Here is a 16,687-nt window from a genome sequence, read left to right on the forward strand (position 1 = left end):
TTAAACCGGTTCTGCCACCGGATAGAGTACCTGATCGCGATACCCGGTAATCACCGGAATGAGTCCCGCCAATTCAGCATTGAGTGCATCATCGCCAGTGTCAGCTATCAAAGGTCTGCCATTTAAGGCCTGGAGTTTGGTTTTGGTGGCCACCACGAGAATATTTTCGCGCCCGACGGCACGAATCACCTCCGGGCTTAATTGCTGATTGCCACGGCCAAAGATATGTCCCTGACCGCCAATTAAAGTGATCACCAATTTGCAATTTTGTCCCTGAACCTGTTGGAACAGGCTGTTGGCATTCAAATCACTGGCCAGCAGTTCCTGATGTTGCACCAGATCGACGCCCAGTAAGGTATTCGGCAAGCCCATCTCGTCCATGACCGCCGCAACTGTAGTGCCGGACCCCATAATAAAAAGCTCGTCTTCCATCAGCTCAATCACGTGCGCCGCGATATCGGCCAACACCAGCTCTTCTGATTCTTTACCGCCATTCTTAACTGCCTGAACATAATGTAATTCAGCAGGTATGCGCATGGCGCCGTATTGGCGGGCGCGCACTTTCCCTTCCCGAAAGGCGACTTCGTCAATATCCATCACCTGGGCATCATCAAGGCTAACCAGTTCCCCCTGAATCAACTTCTCCACCACCCGGCCTGCGGCTTTGGGGGTAATGGCGTACACACCAGAGTGAATTTTAACGCCCGCAGGAATGCCTAACGCAGGCAGCGATTCGGGAATTACACTACAGACGTTACGGGCTGTGCCGTCCCCTCCTGCAAACAATAAAATATCCACACCGTATTCTGCGAGGCATTTAACGGCATTTTCAGTATCCGTCGCTTCTGTTTGGGTGTGCTGAGGGGTATAAATCACCTCTGTGGAAAATCCCGTTTTCTCGGCCACATACTGCCCCATTTCACCGGCAGCCGTGATCACCTGTACGATAACTTTGTATGGAGCAAACACCTGCAGCGCCGTTTCAGTGCGTTGGTTGGCCTTTTTCTCTGCTCCGGCGGCCAATGCCATTTGCCGGATATCAGCACCGTCGCTGCCTTTGAGCGCCATAGCACCACCAATGCCGGCATAAGGGTTTATTACCAACCCTAAGCGAAACTTTCTGGCAGTGTTAAACCTGGGTAAAACATCAGACTGCGACATCTAAGCGAAGCTCCGGGTGAAATAAGGATAAATGTAGCGACGGCGTTTGGTAAAACTCCTGCATGGCCTGCACCAGCATTTGCGCGCGCGGGTAAGCCCTGCTGCAGATAGAATTCTACCTGATGTAAAACTTTATCCTGAAAGGCAAAGCGATCCACCGGAGCTCCGTTAAGATTGTCGGTACTCACCCGGAATTTCAGGCCACAGGCAACCGAAAAACACCACTCAAGGGCCTGCGGTTTTACTTCCACCTTTTCAAAAGCAGCTTGTTGTTCCTGATTGCGCCCATCCGGGCAATACCAGTAGCCGTAATCCACCAGTTGACGTCGCTGTTCACCGGCAATGCACCAATGCGCAATCTCGTGCAGGCCACTGCTAAAATAACCATGAGCAAATTCTATCCGGTGCCAGGCACATGCATCATCTGCGGGAAGATACACGGGTTCTCCGTCACCTTTGACAAGTCGGGTGTTATAGGATGCAAAGCACTGATTAAAAATGCCAATAAGATCCTGGTAGCAGTGTTCTTGCACCATAGTGCTTTTGGGCCTTCCAGTTAGATGATGAAAATTCGTGGGCGCGCATTTTAACGTTTCAGGCTGTTATCTGTCCAATCGCATGAATTTCGCTCCGGGTTGATACACTGGTACTACCAGTATCACAATCAGGGTAATCAACAGAGTCAGTATCAGGTCCCGTATGCAACTTTCCGATATCATTCATTCTCGTCGCAGTATCCGCTCGTTTAGCGACAAGCCCGTTAGTGACGAGGTACTAGAAACCTTGCTAAACACGGCGCTGGAATCCCCCAGCAGCTCAAACGCACAACCATACAAAATCGCTGTAGCCAAAGGAGATATAGCCCAGGCCATTGCTAAAGATCTGGAAGACAAATTTTGGCGCAGCAATGCCATTAACCGTCAGCCCCTGCCCAAAAAGCTCATCTCAGCACTCACCAGTGACGCGATGCCAGACAGCGATTTTAAGCCGATTTTAGGTAAATACCCCGGCATATTTCAGAAACGTCGGGTAGAAACCGGCATGGGTTTGTATAAAGTACTTGGCATCAAACGCGAAGATAAAAAAGCCAGGGATGAGCACATGGCGAAAAACTTTTCGTTTTTCAATGCGCCTGTGGCGGTGTTCTTTTTTGTGGACCCCCGTATGAAACACATGGCATTAGTGGATGCCGGTATATTTATGCAAACCCTGATGTTGGCGGCGACTGACATGGGCTTGGGCACCTGTGCTCAGGGAGCACTGGGTATCTGGCGCTCGCCTCTGGACAAACATTTCGACATTCCCAAAGAATACAAACTGGTTTGCGGTATGGCACTGGGTTATCCCGATGACAATGTCGTTAATCAATACCGACCAGAAAAGCTATCGCTGGACGACCTTGTAATTAGTAGCAAATGACACTATTTAGCCAATATTGAAAGATTAATCAGAGTTTGTTCCGGCATGAGTGAGCACATAGACAACATTGTTACCTACCTTCGCAGTTCGGCGGAGCTGTACGAGCGGGTGCAGGAAGATGGCCTGAACGAGCAACTCATCGCCCTGCGCCAGTGGCAATGTGAACGTCTGCTAAACAGTCATGCTGAAATGTGCAAGGTGCCCAAGTTTCAGGTGGCTATTCAGTTTTTTGTGGATGAACTGTACGGCCCTAAGGACTTTAGTCAACGGGACAAAGACATTGAGCGCGTGGTGCCTAAAATGAAAAAGTGGCTGCCTGATGAAGCCCTTGAATCACTGGCGGTAGCCATTCACCTCAATGCCCTGTCGCAAGAATTGGACGTGGCAATGTTGCGTCAGTTGAACGGCAGCGAAATCAACCGGGACAGCTACGCTCAGGCCTATGTCGCCTGTAACAACCCAACCGAACGGACGCTGCAAATTGATTATATCGAACAACTGGGGCTGGATTTAGCCCAGGTAGTGAGGTTACCCGGCATTGGTCTGATTCTGAAAATGGCCCGTACTCCCGCCAAAATGGCAGGACTGGCAACCTTACAGGAATTTTTGGAAAATGGCTTTACAGCCTTTAAACGACTCGGTGACGTACAGGAATTTATTGTGCCTGTTGTCAATAAAGAGCGTGACATCATGCAACAGCTGTTTGCCGGAGAAAATCCACTGCCAGCGATTTAGCCAACAAGGTGGAATGTTAACACCCCATTAAATCACTGTAAAAATGAGGAAAATAAAGGCCTTTATCGGCTTTTTATGAGCAAAAGAGGTGAGGCTGGCTAAATTTTCTGCTACATTCCGCGCCTTCAAACATTAACTTTTTAGTTCCCTAATACCCCACCAGATATCGCAACACACAGGTTGCACTGCGGGCATTGCTATTTCGGGAACATCGGAGACAAACATGGAACAGAATTACGGTTTTTTTACGCGCCTGTCGATGGCATTTAAAATGATTTTTAGTGGTGCTTATACCCGCACCTTATTACAACCCGTTGCAGCTGAACCTGAAGTTCCTCAGGTTGAAATCAAAGAACACAATCAGGACAGCGCCTTGCAATTAATCTCACTGTTGCAAAAAGAAGGGCGACTGGTAGATTTTATCAATGAAGACATTAACAGCTTTGCCGATGAGCAAGTGGCCGCCGCTGCACGCGTAGTGCATCAGGGCGTTAAAAAAGCGCTGGCGGAGCATGTCAGCTTTACGCCGGTGAGCGAAACACCGGAAGGCGAAAGCATTACTTTGGCAGCGGATTACAATCGCAGCCAATGGCAATTAACCGGTAACGTTGCCGGTCAGCCTCCCTTTACCGGAACAGTCATTCACAAAGGTTGGCAGGTTACCGAGATGAAACTACCCGCGGTGGTGGAAGGTACTAACCTGAATGTGGTTGCCGCTGCCGAGGTGGAGCTATGAGTGAGGCCCGATTTAGTGTCGGTATCGACTTAGGTACCACTCACTGTGTGTTGTCCTACACTGAAATAGACAACGAAAACCAACAAACGCAAGCAATCCTTGGCATTCCACAGTTAGTGGCGCCGGGTCAGGTGGAACAACGAGAGGCCTTGCCCTCATTTTTGTTTTTACCCAACGCTGCACAATTTGACAGTCAACAACTGGCTTTACCCTGGTCTCAGGAATATCCGGTTACCGGCCAATTCGCCAGAGATTTGGGTCAAAAAACCCCGGACAGATTGATCAGCAGCGCCAAAAGTTGGCTGTGCCACAGCCAGGTAGACCGCCGCAGTGGCATTCTGCCCATTGACGCGCCAGAAGACGTTACCAGGCTGTCACCCTTTGACGCTTCCAAAGTCTATTTACAACATTTGCACAGTGCCTGGCAGCAACAGTTTCCTGATGCCCCGCTTAACGAACAACAAGTGGTGATCACGGTGCCTGCATCCTTTGATCCCGCCGCCAGAGAACTGACGATGGCCGCTGCCGCAGAGGCAGGCTTAGACCACGCCGTACTGCTGGAAGAACCCCAGGCAGCCTTATACAGTTGGATAGCTAAAGCCGGTGACAACTGGCGTGTACAGGTGTCTGTAGGCGATATTATTTTGGTGGTAGATATCGGTGGTGGTACCACGGATTTATCCCTGATGGCCGTCAGTGAAGAACAAGGAGCACTGCAACTGACCCGAATCGCAGTCGGTGATCATATCCTGCTGGGCGGTGACAACATGGATCTCACCCTGGCTCACGTGGTGGCGCAAAAACTGGCGCAACGGGGCAATCGTCTGCAACCCTGGCAAATAAATGGTCTGGCGCATGCCTGTCGCTCAGCCAAAGAAACACTACTGAGTGACAATGACACTCAACAGGTGCCTCTGGTAGTACCCAGCAGAGGTTCCAGTTTAATGGGTGGCAGCTTGCGCGCTGAATTAACTCGCGATGAAGTACAACGAGTACTGATTGAAGGCTTCTTCCCAGTTGTTCCCGCTGATGCCGCGCCTCAAAAACGCGGACGAGCAGCACTGTCCACCGTCAGTCTGCCCTTTGAACAGGACGCCGCCATTACCCGTCACCTGGCCGCTTTTTTGCAGAAACAAAAACAGGCCAGCGAACATTTGCATGGATTCAACGGTGACAATGCCAATAGTTTTATGCACCCCACCGCTATTTTGTTTAATGGCGGCGTTGCCAAAGCTGACAATATCGTGACCCGCATCACAGAAGTGGTAAACAGCTGGCTGAGCAGCGAACAGGACAATGGCCTGAAAGTGTTAACCGGCATAGATGTAGATCAGGCGGTAGCCAAAGGGGCCAGTTATTATGGTCAGGTCAGACTCGGAGACGGCATCAGAATTCGCGGAGGCACCGCAGCGGCGTATTACGTGGGTATAGAGTCTGCTATGCCCGCCATTCCGGGCATGCCACCGCCAATGGAAGCTTACTGTTTGGCGCCATTTGGTATGGAAGAAGGCACAGAGGCGAATTTGCCATCACAGGTATTTTCTCTGGTGGTGGGTGAGCCGGTCCGGTTCAGCTTTTACGAATCAAAAACCCGCCGGGAAGATCAACCTGGCACCCGTTTAGATTTCTGGAGTGAAGAAGAGCTAACCGAATTACCGGAAATCGAGGTAACGCTGCACTCTGACAAATACAAGGCCGGAGACACCGCTTCCGTGCAATTACTGGCGTCCATCAATGAATTAGGCACACTGCAACTCAGTGCTATGGATGTCAACAGTGACGATCATTGGCAGGTTAGTTTCGATACCCGAAATTAAACCAGATCGGTGTAGCCAGATCTCATCTGGCTACCTGTCTTTCAGATACATCACAATTCTTACAGCGCTGAAAAAGTCACTCAATTATGCAAAAGAAATATGTTTTAGGCATTGACCTTGGCACCACCAACATCGTAGTTAGTTATTACTCACTGACTGATAAAAAAAGTGATATCAAGATATTTCCTATTCCACAGGTGGTAGCTCCGGGTCAGATTGAAGCACTCCCCTTATTGCCTGCCTTGCGTTATCACTACGCTGAGGAGTTTGACCAATCAGCCACACAGTTGCCCTGGAAAACCGATACAATCAACAGTGAACTCGCTAAAGCGGTCATCGGTAAATATGCTCAGGAGTTGGGCAATAAAACCCCGTCGCGCCTGGTGAGTAGTGCCAAAAGTTGGCTGGGTTACCGCGGCGAATCCAACGCCGAGATTCACCTTCCTGAACAAGCCCCGGAAGGTGTGCAAACCTGCACGCCACTGGAAGCCACAGCCAGTTATCTGGCCTACATTGCCGCCGCCTGGGATCATCAGTTTCCCGATGCCCCGATAGCACAACAGTCAGTAGTCATCACCGTACCGGCTTCATTTGATGATATCGCCAGAGCGTTAACTATTGAGGCCATTAAGCGCGCCGGATTTAAAGATTTTAGTTTACTGGAAGAACCGCAGGCCGCCTGTTATTACTGGGTCGCTGAGCACAACACAGAGACGCTAAAAGGCCATAAACACCTGATGGTGTGTGACGTGGGTGGCGGTACCACCGATTTTACCCTGATCAAAATCGGTAAATTTTCCGAAAACAGCCCGGTGCCGGAGTTGGAACGCATCGCCGTCGGTGATCACCTGATGCTGGGTGGCGATAATATGGATCTCACACTGGCAGTCCGGGTGCTGCAGAAAATGGAATTGGAGCCCACGCAGCGCAACATGAGCCAGTTACTGGTGCAATGTCAGCGGGCCAAAGAAATCTTGTTGTCAGACGAGGCACCTGATGAAATTCGCATTCAGTTGCAAACCGGTGGCAGCAGTTTATTTGGCAGCGTGAAGGAAACCCGCTTAACCCAGAAAGAAGTGCAACAAGCATTGCTGGACGGCTTTTTCCCTCTGGTGACCAGTGGCAGTCATCCCAAGTCCCGCAAACGCTCACTATCAGATTTATCCCTGCCCTATCCCGCAGATGCGGCTATCTCCAGGCATATTTCCAGCTTCCTGAGCAATGAACAGCAAGCCTTGTCGGACGCTGAAAACGACACTCAGGACATGGTAATCCCCGATGTCTGGCTGTTAAACGGTGGTCCTTTCTTAAGTGCACAAATCCAGACCCGGTTAAAAGCCCTGGTGGATGGCTGGAGCAGCGACAACGATATCACCTGGCTGACTAATCCCGAACCACAAACCGCTGTCGCTAAAGGCGCAACCTTATATGGTCGTGCCAAAGAGCAAAACCAAAAACTCATTAAAAGCGCGGTGGTACGTCACTACTTTCTGAAAGCTGCCAGTGCCGAAGGCAACAAAGCCATCTGCCTGTTGCCCAAGCACACTGAACTCAATACAGCGCAGCAGTTAGCTCAGCAGTTCACTTTACGCAAAGGGCAAAAAGTGCAGTTTGATATTGGCTACAGCCTGGAAGAAAAGTCCTTCAGTGTAGGTGAAACCCTGCCCTGGCATGAAAGCCTGCACCAATTACCGGGCCTGAAAACCACACTGGAAGGTGATTCAGAGGTAGAGGTAAATATTGTTGCGCAACTGGATGAGCTGGGCGTACTCAATGTGGTGCTACATGAAGTGGGTTCTGCAAATCAACATGAATTAGCCTTTAATTTGCGCAACGAAGAAGACACCAGTCAGGCAGAGTTACACGCTAATATTTACAAAGCCATTGCCGCTATTGATAGCTGGTTTGGTCCGGCCGGTAAAAAACCGGCTAAAGAGCCTCTGCGTAAAACCCTGGAAAAACTGTTAGGCAAACGGGACAGCTGGAACAGCGCCGATGCCCGGTATTTGTTTGACCACCTGTTGGCACAGGTGAGTCGTCGTCGACGCAGTGAAACCCATGAACGCACCTGGTTTAACATGGCAGGCTTCTGTTTGCGTCCAGGTATTGGCTATCCTGGTGATAAACAGCGCATCGAGGCCATTTGGTCGTTATACAGTCAGGGCATTCAATTTGTGCAATCCGCTGAAATCTGGGCTCAATGGTGGGCTTTCTGGCGTCGCGCCGCAGCAGGTCTGACTCAGGAGCAACAGCTGATCTTGTATACCGATACTAATCATGTGTTACCCGCCAACAAACGCAAACAAGGTGGTAAAGTAAAAGTTACCGCCGCGGTTGAAGAGAAAATCCGCTTAATTGGTAGCCTGGAACGCCTGCCCACGGATATCAAACTCAACATTTTGAACAGCATCAGCAATCAACTGGGTGACAAAAAAGTCAATAAAGATATGGCCTGGAGCGCAGCGCGCCTGATAAATCGCAAAATGATTTATGCTGACAGCCGCTATGTGGTGCCGGTAGAAGTGGCGCAAAGCCTGATCGAAAAAGCATTACAGCAGGACTGGAAAAATAACCCCAATCTGGCGTTATTGGCAGTATCCGGCGCTAAACCAGTGGCTGATGTCGATCCCATAGATGAAAAACTGAAGCAACAAATTGCAGAACGACTCAGTTCACAGGACAGCTATCTGGCCATTCTGAAGGGAGACGAAAGCGCCAACCAGAACAACCAGTTATGGGGCGACGAGTTACCTTCCGGGCTGATACTTTGAAAAAGTAAATAACCCATCATCTAAAGAAGATGGCTTTGTATTGACTCCGTATAAGGGAGTTCAGAAAGTCAGCAATTTGTTCAGTTCGAAGTGCTATTCATGGTCCCTTTAAACGCAGTAAGCTAAGTATTCAGATCACACAACAATGAGAAGTATCAGGGAAGATACTTCAATCAATGCCAGTATAGGGACATACTGTCATTGATGGTCATTGTTGTGCTGAATACGAAAGTTACGCTTTGCGTGTCAAGGGCTGCGGAGGATTCTTAAGGAGTGCCGCAGGCAGCATTCCTTAAGGCGTCGCCGGCGCCCCGGCAAAACAACATCAAGCGTTGAAATTTTGGTACTTTGCGGGCAAAGCCCTTTTGAAAGATAAGCACCTACTGAAATAGGTGGTTTTGGGCTGAAAACCAAAACAGCGGGCCAACGCCCGCTGTACTATTTCATCCTAAGCGCTACCTGAACAGTACCTTTTCCTGTTTAAACCAGTACACACAGAAGGCCAGCAGGCCACCAGCAATCACCAAAGTGGAAGTCAGGATGCCCATTAAGGCGAAATAATCCATGGTGCCTTTGATCAGTTCTTTGATGGCCAAAGCCACGTTAGTCAGCGGCACCCAGGCCCAGATCCCTTCCAATGTAATGCCAGGCGCCATCGCCACAACGATGGGCAAGATCACCATGAGAATCAGACTGCTCATATAGCTTTGCGCTTCTTTATAACTGCGGGCATAAATCGACAGGCTCAACAAGATAGCGGCAAAAATAGACGCCACCGGCACCAGCATCACAAACATCAGAATGTAATCGATAACGGCAATCTGGGTCATCATGTCCTGAATAAAAGTGATGGCCATGCCCTGACCTATCATAAGGCCCCAAAAGCCCATACTGAATATGGTTACCAGCGCTGCCACTATGGCCGCAATCAGCACTACCACAAACTTGCCCAGCACCAGTTGAGTTCTGTCCAGTGGCACCAGCAATAAAGTTTCCAGTGTGCCTCGTTCTTTTTCACCCGCGGCCAAATCACTGGCCGGTACCATGGCACCTTGCAGACACAATATGAACAACATATAAGGGATCAATCCGCCGATTTTTTCCCCCCAGTTTTCACGGGCTTCTGCGATATTGTCTTTTTCCAGAACCACGGGTTTTAACAACGCCAACTGCTTAGACTCTGGCACCGACAATGTTTCAAAAGCCTGCTGCCGCTTATTTTCGTTCAGCGTAGCCACATACTCTTTGATGCGGGTTTCCACCATATTCAGGCCAGCATCATTTAAATACAGGGTCACGGTACTTTGCCCCACGTCCAGTACTGCGCCGGCGGCATTAGCGTCCAGTTCAATAACAAAATCTAACTGCTTGTCGCGGATTTGTTGTTTAAAATCAGTTGGTTCCGCTAAAGAAACCAATTCAAAACTGGCATCATCGCTAATTTGCTGCACCAGTTCAGGATGATGTTGACCGCCAAGCACGGCAAATTTGAGTACTTTGTTTTGTGCGTCATCTAATGCTTTGGAGGTGAAATAGCCAATGGCACCAAACATAGCAGGGAACACCAGCATCGGTAAGGCAATCATAAAAAACAGGGTTTTGCGGTCCCGCAATAACTCTTTAAGCTCTTTTTGTACCACTAACCACATTAGCCTTCTCCTCGCAGAATATTCATAAACGCGCTGTTCATTGACTGACCCGCCCCTCTAAATTGCGCAATATCATTCATATACTGAGTGCGCCCCAAATTAATAACGGTGACCTGATCACACAATTCCGCCACTTCATCCAGATGATGAGTAGAAAAAATTACCGGGGTATTTTGTGCTTTAAGGTGTCGGATAAAATCCATAACGGTTTGTGTCGCCATAATATCCAGACCGGTTGTAGGCTCATCCAGCACCACCACTGAGGGTGAATGCACCACCGCTCTGGCAATGGCGGTTTTTTGTTTCATGCCGCTGGAATAGTGCTCTGAACGGCGGTCCAGCCAGGCATCCATATCCAGCATGTCAGACAGTTCCTGAACCCTGTGCTCAGTTTCTTTGGCAGACATACCGTGCAGGCGAGCAAAATAACTGATGTTTTCGCGTCCGGTTAAACGGCCATACAGCCCGGTATTACCGGACAAAAAGCCAATGGATTTGCGGGCAATAGCGGGAGAATCTGCGACATTGTGACCGTTAATGGCTATTTCACCTTTATCGGCCTTTAAGGCCGATGACAACACTCTGAGGGTGGTGGTTTTGCCGGCGCCATTTGGCCCCAATAATCCCAACACTTGTCCTTTTTCACAGTGAAAAGACACGTCTTCCACCGAATAAAAGAAAGGCCCTTTCAATCGCGGATCGGCTTTTTCCTGTGCCGTCAGCTTTTTGGGATTTTCAACGCGAAATCGTTTTGCCAGTTGCTTAACTGTAATCATCCGTTTATACCTGTTATTTTGTTTTTGGAACTATCATAGTGTGACTATGCTGATTTTTATTACAAAGAAAATTTTTTATCTGTTTTTTTGGGGACAGCTTGTGTAAAAATTAGGACGAAGACAGGCGCATTGGCGCAGAATTACCAAAGACATGAGAAAACAACAGGTCAGGATATAATGGACGACAATAAACAGGCTCCCGAAAAGCCAGAAGAACCACAGTCAGGCAATACCGAATCACCAGAAGAAGCGCAACCGACAGCAGAGAACCCTTATGCCGGCCCGACAGAGAGCCAGCCTGACGAATCTCCGGCAAATGCGATGGGCCCCATCGCGGCATTACAGGCCATTATTCTAAAACCTAATTCAGTGTTTGCCCGTATCAAAGATGCGCACAACTGGTCGTGGGTGGCCTTTATATTTGTGGCCTTCTTCTCTGTACTGCCGACCTGGTTGTATTTCAATCAGATTGACATGAACTGGTACAGCGATATGGCGATTGAAATGCAGATGCCTGATGTCAGCCCGGCAGAGAAAGAACAGGCAAAACAACTGATGTTACAACAAAGCATCGGTAGTTTTACCGCCTTCTTTTTGGTCATTGGTATAGTTATCATCAACGCGGTATTTGCCTTTTATCTGACAAAAATTACCCAAATTGATGAAGACAATGTATTGGGATTCAGCGACTGGTACGGCTTTACCTGGTGGGTGTCATTGCCATTTGCGTTTTTTAGCATCTTAACGACGATCATACTTCTGCTCTTTGGCGGCCCACAAACACCACCTGAATATCTGAGCGTATTTTCCCTGGCGTTTGTATTAGGTCTGACCATGGATTCAGCCTGGCATGGCTGGGCACAAGGGATCAGTGTGGATGCATTATGGGTGATTTATCTGACAGCAGTGGGTGTCAGCCAATGGACCCGGTTAAGCACCCGGCAATGCACCATTATCGCCACTGCACCCTTTGCCATAATCTGGGGTGTGTGGGCACTATTTCTTATTTTTTAAGACCAGGGCCCCACTTTTTGAGATCAGGCTCTTGTCCGTAACGGCCTGAAATAGTCCTGATTGTCATAGTATTCAGGGCTGTCATTGTTGGGGTCCCAACCTGGGATCCCCAAAAGTGGTAAAGGCTTCATCATTTTCTTTTCCCTGAACAACGCACCTTTGTGGATAAGCTTGCACAATTCGTTGTCCAGATATTGATACTGTTCTTCAAGCGGCATTGCATAAAAATCATCGGTGACAGCGATAGCGATGTATTTACCGGTCAAACCAATGTATGGCGCTAACAACATTTCGTAATTGGCGTGTCCAAACATAAAAAGCTGCGTTGAAGCCTGCCATTTTTGCCGCTGTTCGACAAAGGCCTCATGCCATTGGTGATTTTGCAAGGCTTGCAGATGTGTTTTATCGCGATAAGTCAACACCGCGCCACACTCATCAGAATGAGTAACGCGATTTCTGACCGCAGTGCGGGGATGCAAGCCGTGTTGTTGAATTTCAGAGATATGCAGTTGATTTAAGGCTTTTTTACTGGCCGGAAACAGACACCAGATAAGCGCATTAAACAGGTCATGCCAGCTGTCAGGCCTGGTGGGTACGCAACCGGTCTGATGAATGATTTCTTCGTAATACAGGCCGTCGGTTTGCAGCGCGGTTTCTTTTTTCTGCAATGCAGCATCACAAACGAAGCGCATCCCCGACAACCCACTTGCCGCTGCCCATGCATTGAGCGTGGCGACATCCACAAAAACTGATTGCTGTTGCATTCTGAAAAGCTGTGCCAGATGCTTAAAATAAGGCTTTTCCAGCCAGGAGGTAAACCAATTTTCAGGGGTGACAAATCGTTTTGGGGAATACTGCAAACCACGTTCCGGTTGATAAAGATGAGAATTTGAATAAGCTTAAGCACGGAATCCTGTCCCAAGGGACAAATCTCCCGACAGAAAACATTATACAAGAGAATAAAAATGCGAAAATCTTTTTATGGTATCGCGCTGGCAGGTTTGCTGTCAGGCAATATTGCGGCAGATACGTTTGAACAAGCGTTGCAACAAGTTAAAGAACAAGATCTCAGAGAGCATGTAAAAACCCTGGCTTCCGACAAATTCGAAGGTCGTCAGCCTACCACGATTGGCGAAGCTTACACTCTGGAATACTTTACCCGTCAATTTGACAAGCTGGGTTACACGCCAGGTGTCGATGGCAGTTATTTACAACCGGTAGAACTGGTTAAAATCGAAGCCGATCCAGACATGACACTGGATATCGCCGGTGACAAATTTGAGTACAAAGTAGGTATGGTGGCCGGCACCAGCCGTGAATCCGAACTGGTAGAACTGAAAGACTCAGAACTGGTGTTTGTGGGTTACGGTGTCAACGCACCGGAATACGACTGGAATGATTACGAAGGCCTGGATGTCAAAGGCAAAACGGTAGTTATCCTGGTGAACGATCCCGGCTTTGAAAACCCGGATAGCGGTAAGTTCCAGGGTAAAACCATGACCTACTATGGCCGCTGGACCTACAAATACGAAGAAGCCAGCCGCCAGGGCGCAGCCGGCGCATTGATTGTGCATGAAACCGCCCCCGCCTCTTATGGCTGGTCTGTGGTGGCCAACAGCTGGAGTGGCCCACAATACGGTTTGGTTACCGCCGATGGCAACCAAAGCCGGGTAAAAGTGGAAGGCTGGTTATCAGTAGAAGCGGCGCAACAGGTGTTCGCTAAGGCCGGACTGGACTATGCGGAAGAAAAACGCAATGCTCAACAAGGTCCATACTCAAAAGCGATGGGCAGCAAAGCTTCAGTCACAGTGAAAAGCACACTGAATAAATCCACCAGCTATAACTTTTTGGCGACACTTCCCGGCAGCAAGCGCCCCGATGAGCACATCATTTATACCGCTCACTGGGATCACCTGGGTAAAGACCCCGCTAAAGAAGGCGACAATATATACAATGGTGCCCACGACAATGCCACCGGTAGTGCCGCATTGATTTCAATTGCGAAGGCATTCGCCAGTTTAGAGCAGCGTCCCGAGCGCTCAGTGAGTTTCTTGCTGGTAACCGCTGAAGAACAGGGATTGTTAGGCTCCAAATATTATGCTGAGCACCCGGTTTACCCACTGGCTAAAACCGTTGCTAACCTGAACATTGACGCCATGAATATCATGGGTCCCACTAAAGATGTTGAAGTAGTGGGCATGGGTAAATCTGAGCTGGAAAAATACCTGAAAAAAGCCGCGCAGCGCACAGACCGTGTGTTGGTGCAGGAAAGCCGTCCGGCAGCGGGCATTTACTACCGCTCCGATCACTTCAGCCTGGCGAAAAAAGGCGTTCCGGCCCTGTATGCCAAAGGCGGTCCAACCCCACTGAACGAAGAGATTGCCGATTACCGTAAGAAAATGTCCGTCATCCAGACGGGTTGTTACCACCAGGTTTGTGACCAATATCGCGAATCATGGAACTTTGAAGGTATGGTGGAAGACGCACAAATGTACTTTGAAATAGGCTTTGATATCGCCTCTGGTGACGACTGGCCACAATGGAGTGAAACCAGCGAATTTCAAAGACCTTAAGGATAATTATCCTAAAAGACGAAAAATGGGCGGTGTTATCCGCCCTTTTTATTGCGTTTTTGGTTTAAGTCACAAAGCGTGGCGAACCTGATTGTGTGAATTTTGCACAGCAAATATCAACACGCTCTAAGCTATTGTAAAAAAATTACAGTTTTAACTTGCATTTTCCGGCCATACTGGCACATTCAGGGGCGTAGGACGTTGTTAGGAATGAGGCCAAAGACGCTAAAATATCGTTATCTTTCCCTTCGTAATTTTATCCCGGTTACCGTTCCCGGCAACGCCATTTTTTAGATTCACCAAAACAGAGAGAAACCTAAGTATGTGCGGTATATTCGGTATTTTGGACATTAAAACCGATGTGTCAGAACTCAGGACGCAAGCCCTGGATTTGTCAAAATTGTTGCGCCATCGCGGCCCGGACTGGTCAGGTATCTGGAATAATAATAATGCCATTTTGTGTCACGAACGCCTGGCCATTGTTGATGTAGATACCGGTGCCCAACCTCTTGTCAGTCGCGACGAAAATAAGGTGCTGGCAGTTAATGGTGAAATCTATAATCACAAAGAATTAGCAAAGAATTTAAACACGCCTTATCACTTCCGTACCAAGTCTGACTGTGAAGTCATACTGCCGTTGTACGAACAAAAAGGCGTGGAGTTTATTGATGACTTAAAAGGCATGTTTGCCTTTGTTTTATACGATGAGACTCAGGATGCCTATTTAATCGCCCGTGACCACATGGGGATTATTCCGCTGTATACCGGCCATGACGAACACGGCAATTTTTACGTAGCGTCTGAAATGAAAGCGCTGGTACCTGTATGTAAAACGGTAAACGAATTCCCTCCGGGTCACTATTTCTGGAGCAAAACCGGTGAAATGGTGGAATATTACCAAAGAGACTGGATGGAATACGACGCCGTTAAAAATAATGAGTCTGACCTTGATGAATTAAAAGGCGCTTTTGAAAAAGCAGTTAAAAGCCACATGATGTCAGACGTGCCATACGCCGTACTGCTATCCGGTGGTCTGGATTCGTCATTGGTGTCTGCGGTAGCAGCCAAATATGTTGCCAAGCGCGTTGAAGACGAAGACAAGACACAGGCCTGGTGGCCGCGCCTGCACTCATTTGCCGTAGGTCTTGAAGGTGCTCCTGATTTACAGGCTGCGCAAAAGGTGGCGGACATGATTGGTACCGTTCACCACGAAATACATTTCACCATTCAGGAAGGCCTGGACGCCATTCGCGACGTCATTTACTTCCTGGAAACCTACGACACTACCACCATTCGTGCCTCTACGCCTATGTACCTGATGAGCCGGAAAATTAAGGCCATGGGCATAAAAATGGTGTTATCCGGCGAAGGTTCTGATGAAATATTTGGCGGCTACCTGTATTTCCACAAAGCGCCAAATGCCAAAGAATTGCACGAAGAAACCGTGCGTAAATTGCAACGCCTGCACATGTTTGATTGTGCCAGAGCCAACAAGGCCACCTCCTCCTGGGGTGTGGAAGCGCGTGTTCCCTTCCTGGACAAAGAGTTTATGGATGTGGCCATGCGCCTGAATCCTCAGGATAAAATGTGCTCTAAAGAGCGCATGGAGAAGTGGATCCTGCGTAAGGCCTTTGATAATGGCGAGTATTTGCCTTCTGAAATCTTATGGCGTCAGAAAGAGCAGTTTGGCGATGGCGTAGGCTACAGCTGGATTGATTCTATCAAAGATTATGTTGATCAAGCGGTCACGGACCAACAGATGAGCACAGCGGCGTTCCGCTTCCCTCATAATACGCCGGATACCAAAGAAGGTTACTTCTATCGCACCATTTTCGAAGAGTACTTCCCACAAGAAAGTGCCGCAAAGTGTGTACCGGGTGGCAAATCTATCGCCTGTAGTACTGTTGAGGCCCTGGCCTGGGATGCAAGCTTCCAGAGCATGGCCGATCCGTCAGGCCGTTCTATGAAAGACGTGCACGGCAAGCAGTAAGTGTGACATTGCTAACAATGAAAAAAGCCCGTCAGTGATGCTGTCG

The 16,687-nt window shown here is 48.8% G+C and carries 13 protein-coding genes; 8 read left to right on the forward strand and 5 right to left on the reverse strand.

The genetic code is table 11. From position 1 onward, the window contains the following. Together LJ740_RS11065 and LJ740_RS11070 are read right to left on the reverse strand one after the other, a co-directional pair. A complete protein-coding gene (locus LJ740_RS11065) occupies positions 1–1,161 on the reverse strand; it encodes an ATP-NAD kinase family protein (protein ID WP_229529157.1) in 1,161 nt (386 codons plus the stop codon). Beyond that, positions 1,107–1,697: an elongation factor P hydroxylase gene (locus LJ740_RS11070; protein WP_229529158.1), complete on the reverse strand. Its 591-nt coding sequence runs from the start codon at positions 1,695–1,697 to the stop codon at positions 1,107–1,109. Before LJ740_RS11070 ends, LJ740_RS11065 begins: the two co-directional genes overlap by 55 nt. Positions 1,698–1,860: 163 nt before the next feature. On the opposite strand from LJ740_RS11070, the gene LJ740_RS11075 reads away from it, so the two are divergent. From LJ740_RS11075 to LJ740_RS11095, 5 genes are all read left to right on the forward strand, one after another. Beyond that, complete coding sequence (locus LJ740_RS11075; protein WP_229529159.1) at positions 1,861–2,580, forward strand: nitroreductase; 720 nt, start codon at positions 1,861–1,863, stop codon at positions 2,578–2,580. A gap of 45 nt (positions 2,581–2,625) precedes the next feature. Beyond that, complete coding sequence (locus LJ740_RS11080) at positions 2,626–3,315, forward strand: FFLEELY motif protein (protein WP_229529160.1); 690 nt, start codon at positions 2,626–2,628, stop codon at positions 3,313–3,315. Positions 3,316–3,538: 223 nt separating this feature from the next. Next, on the forward strand, positions 3,539–4,051 hold the full coding sequence (locus tag LJ740_RS11085; RefSeq protein ID WP_229529161.1) for a DUF2760 domain-containing protein: 513 nt from the start codon (positions 3,539–3,541) through the stop codon (positions 4,049–4,051). Then, on the forward strand, positions 4,048–5,868 hold the full coding sequence (locus LJ740_RS11090; RefSeq protein WP_229529162.1) for an Hsp70 family protein: 1,821 nt from the start codon (positions 4,048–4,050) through the stop codon (positions 5,866–5,868). The genes LJ740_RS11085 and LJ740_RS11090 overlap by 4 nt, the downstream gene beginning before the upstream one ends. Before the next feature lie 86 nt (positions 5,869–5,954). After that, positions 5,955–8,639, forward strand: a complete 2,685-nt coding sequence (locus LJ740_RS11095; RefSeq protein ID WP_229529163.1) for a hsp70 family protein — start codon at positions 5,955–5,957, stop codon at positions 8,637–8,639. Positions 8,640–9,094: 455 nt separating this feature from the next. On the opposite strand, the gene LJ740_RS11100 is transcribed toward LJ740_RS11095, so the two are convergent. Together LJ740_RS11100 and LJ740_RS11105 are read right to left on the reverse strand one after the other, a co-directional pair. Continuing rightward, entirely contained in the window at positions 9,095–10,288 is a 1,194-nt protein-coding gene (locus LJ740_RS11100) for an ABC transporter permease subunit (RefSeq protein WP_229529164.1), read from the reverse strand. Beyond that, positions 10,288–11,064: an ABC transporter ATP-binding protein gene (locus LJ740_RS11105; protein ID WP_229529165.1), complete on the reverse strand. Its 777-nt coding sequence runs from the start codon at positions 11,062–11,064 to the stop codon at positions 10,288–10,290. Before LJ740_RS11105 ends, LJ740_RS11100 begins: the two co-directional genes overlap by 1 nt. Positions 11,065–11,241: 177 nt before the next feature. Between LJ740_RS11105 and LJ740_RS11110 the strand changes: the two genes are divergently transcribed. After that, the gene (locus LJ740_RS11110; protein ID WP_229529166.1) at positions 11,242–12,078 is read left to right on the forward strand and encodes a Yip1 family protein; all 837 of its coding nucleotides are present in this window, start codon (positions 11,242–11,244) and stop codon (positions 12,076–12,078) included. Positions 12,079–12,101: 23 nt separating this feature from the next. On the opposite strand, the gene LJ740_RS11115 is transcribed toward LJ740_RS11110, so the two are convergent. Beyond that, a complete protein-coding gene (locus LJ740_RS11115; RefSeq protein WP_229529167.1) occupies positions 12,102–12,938 on the reverse strand; it encodes a DUF3025 domain-containing protein in 837 nt (278 codons plus the stop codon). A 105-nt stretch (positions 12,939–13,043) separates the two neighbouring features. Between LJ740_RS11115 and LJ740_RS11120 the strand changes: the two genes are divergently transcribed. Beyond that, positions 13,044–14,651 carry a M28 family metallopeptidase gene (locus LJ740_RS11120; RefSeq protein WP_229529168.1) on the forward strand — a complete coding sequence of 536 codons (1,608 nt, stop codon included), beginning with the start codon at positions 13,044–13,046 and terminating at the stop codon, positions 14,649–14,651. 322 nt (positions 14,652–14,973) lie between these two features. Continuing rightward, positions 14,974–16,641: an asparagine synthase B gene (gene asnB / locus LJ740_RS11125; RefSeq protein WP_229529169.1), complete on the forward strand. Its 1,668-nt coding sequence runs from the start codon at positions 14,974–14,976 to the stop codon at positions 16,639–16,641. Positions 16,642–16,687: the final 46 nt, after the last annotated feature.

The sequence above is a fragment of the Planctobacterium marinum genome, assembly GCF_020687805.1.
GTDB classification, from domain to species: domain Bacteria; phylum Pseudomonadota; class Gammaproteobacteria; order Enterobacterales; family Alteromonadaceae; genus Planctobacterium; species Planctobacterium marinum.

What these genes read in the sequence shown, in the direction of transcription:
- LJ740_RS11065 (WP_229529157.1), bottom strand. Translation starts at nt 1,161, where the DNA reads ATGTCGCAGTCTGATGTTTTACCCAGGTTTAACACTGCCAGAAAGTTT.
- LJ740_RS11070 (WP_229529158.1), bottom strand. Translation starts at nt 1,697, where the DNA reads ATGGTGCAAGAACACTGCTACCAGGATCTTATTGGCATTTTTAATCAG.
- LJ740_RS11075 (WP_229529159.1), top strand. Translation starts at nt 1,861, where the DNA reads ATGCAACTTTCCGATATCATTCATTCTCGTCGCAGTATCCGCTCGTTT.
- LJ740_RS11080 (WP_229529160.1), top strand. Translation starts at nt 2,626, where the DNA reads ATGAGTGAGCACATAGACAACATTGTTACCTACCTTCGCAGTTCGGCG.
- LJ740_RS11085 (WP_229529161.1), top strand. Translation starts at nt 3,539, where the DNA reads ATGGAACAGAATTACGGTTTTTTTACGCGCCTGTCGATGGCATTTAAA.
- LJ740_RS11090 (WP_229529162.1), top strand. Translation starts at nt 4,048, where the DNA reads ATGAGTGAGGCCCGATTTAGTGTCGGTATCGACTTAGGTACCACTCAC.
- LJ740_RS11095 (WP_229529163.1), top strand. Translation starts at nt 5,955, where the DNA reads ATGCAAAAGAAATATGTTTTAGGCATTGACCTTGGCACCACCAACATC.
- LJ740_RS11100 (WP_229529164.1), bottom strand. Translation starts at nt 10,288, where the DNA reads ATGTGGTTAGTGGTACAAAAAGAGCTTAAAGAGTTATTGCGGGACCGC.
- LJ740_RS11105 (WP_229529165.1), bottom strand. Translation starts at nt 11,064, where the DNA reads ATGATTACAGTTAAGCAACTGGCAAAACGATTTCGCGTTGAAAATCCC.
- LJ740_RS11110 (WP_229529166.1), top strand. Translation starts at nt 11,242, where the DNA reads ATGGACGACAATAAACAGGCTCCCGAAAAGCCAGAAGAACCACAGTCA.
- LJ740_RS11120 (WP_229529168.1), top strand. Translation starts at nt 13,044, where the DNA reads ATGCGAAAATCTTTTTATGGTATCGCGCTGGCAGGTTTGCTGTCAGGC.
- asnB (WP_229529169.1), top strand. Translation starts at nt 14,974, where the DNA reads ATGTGCGGTATATTCGGTATTTTGGACATTAAAACCGATGTGTCAGAA.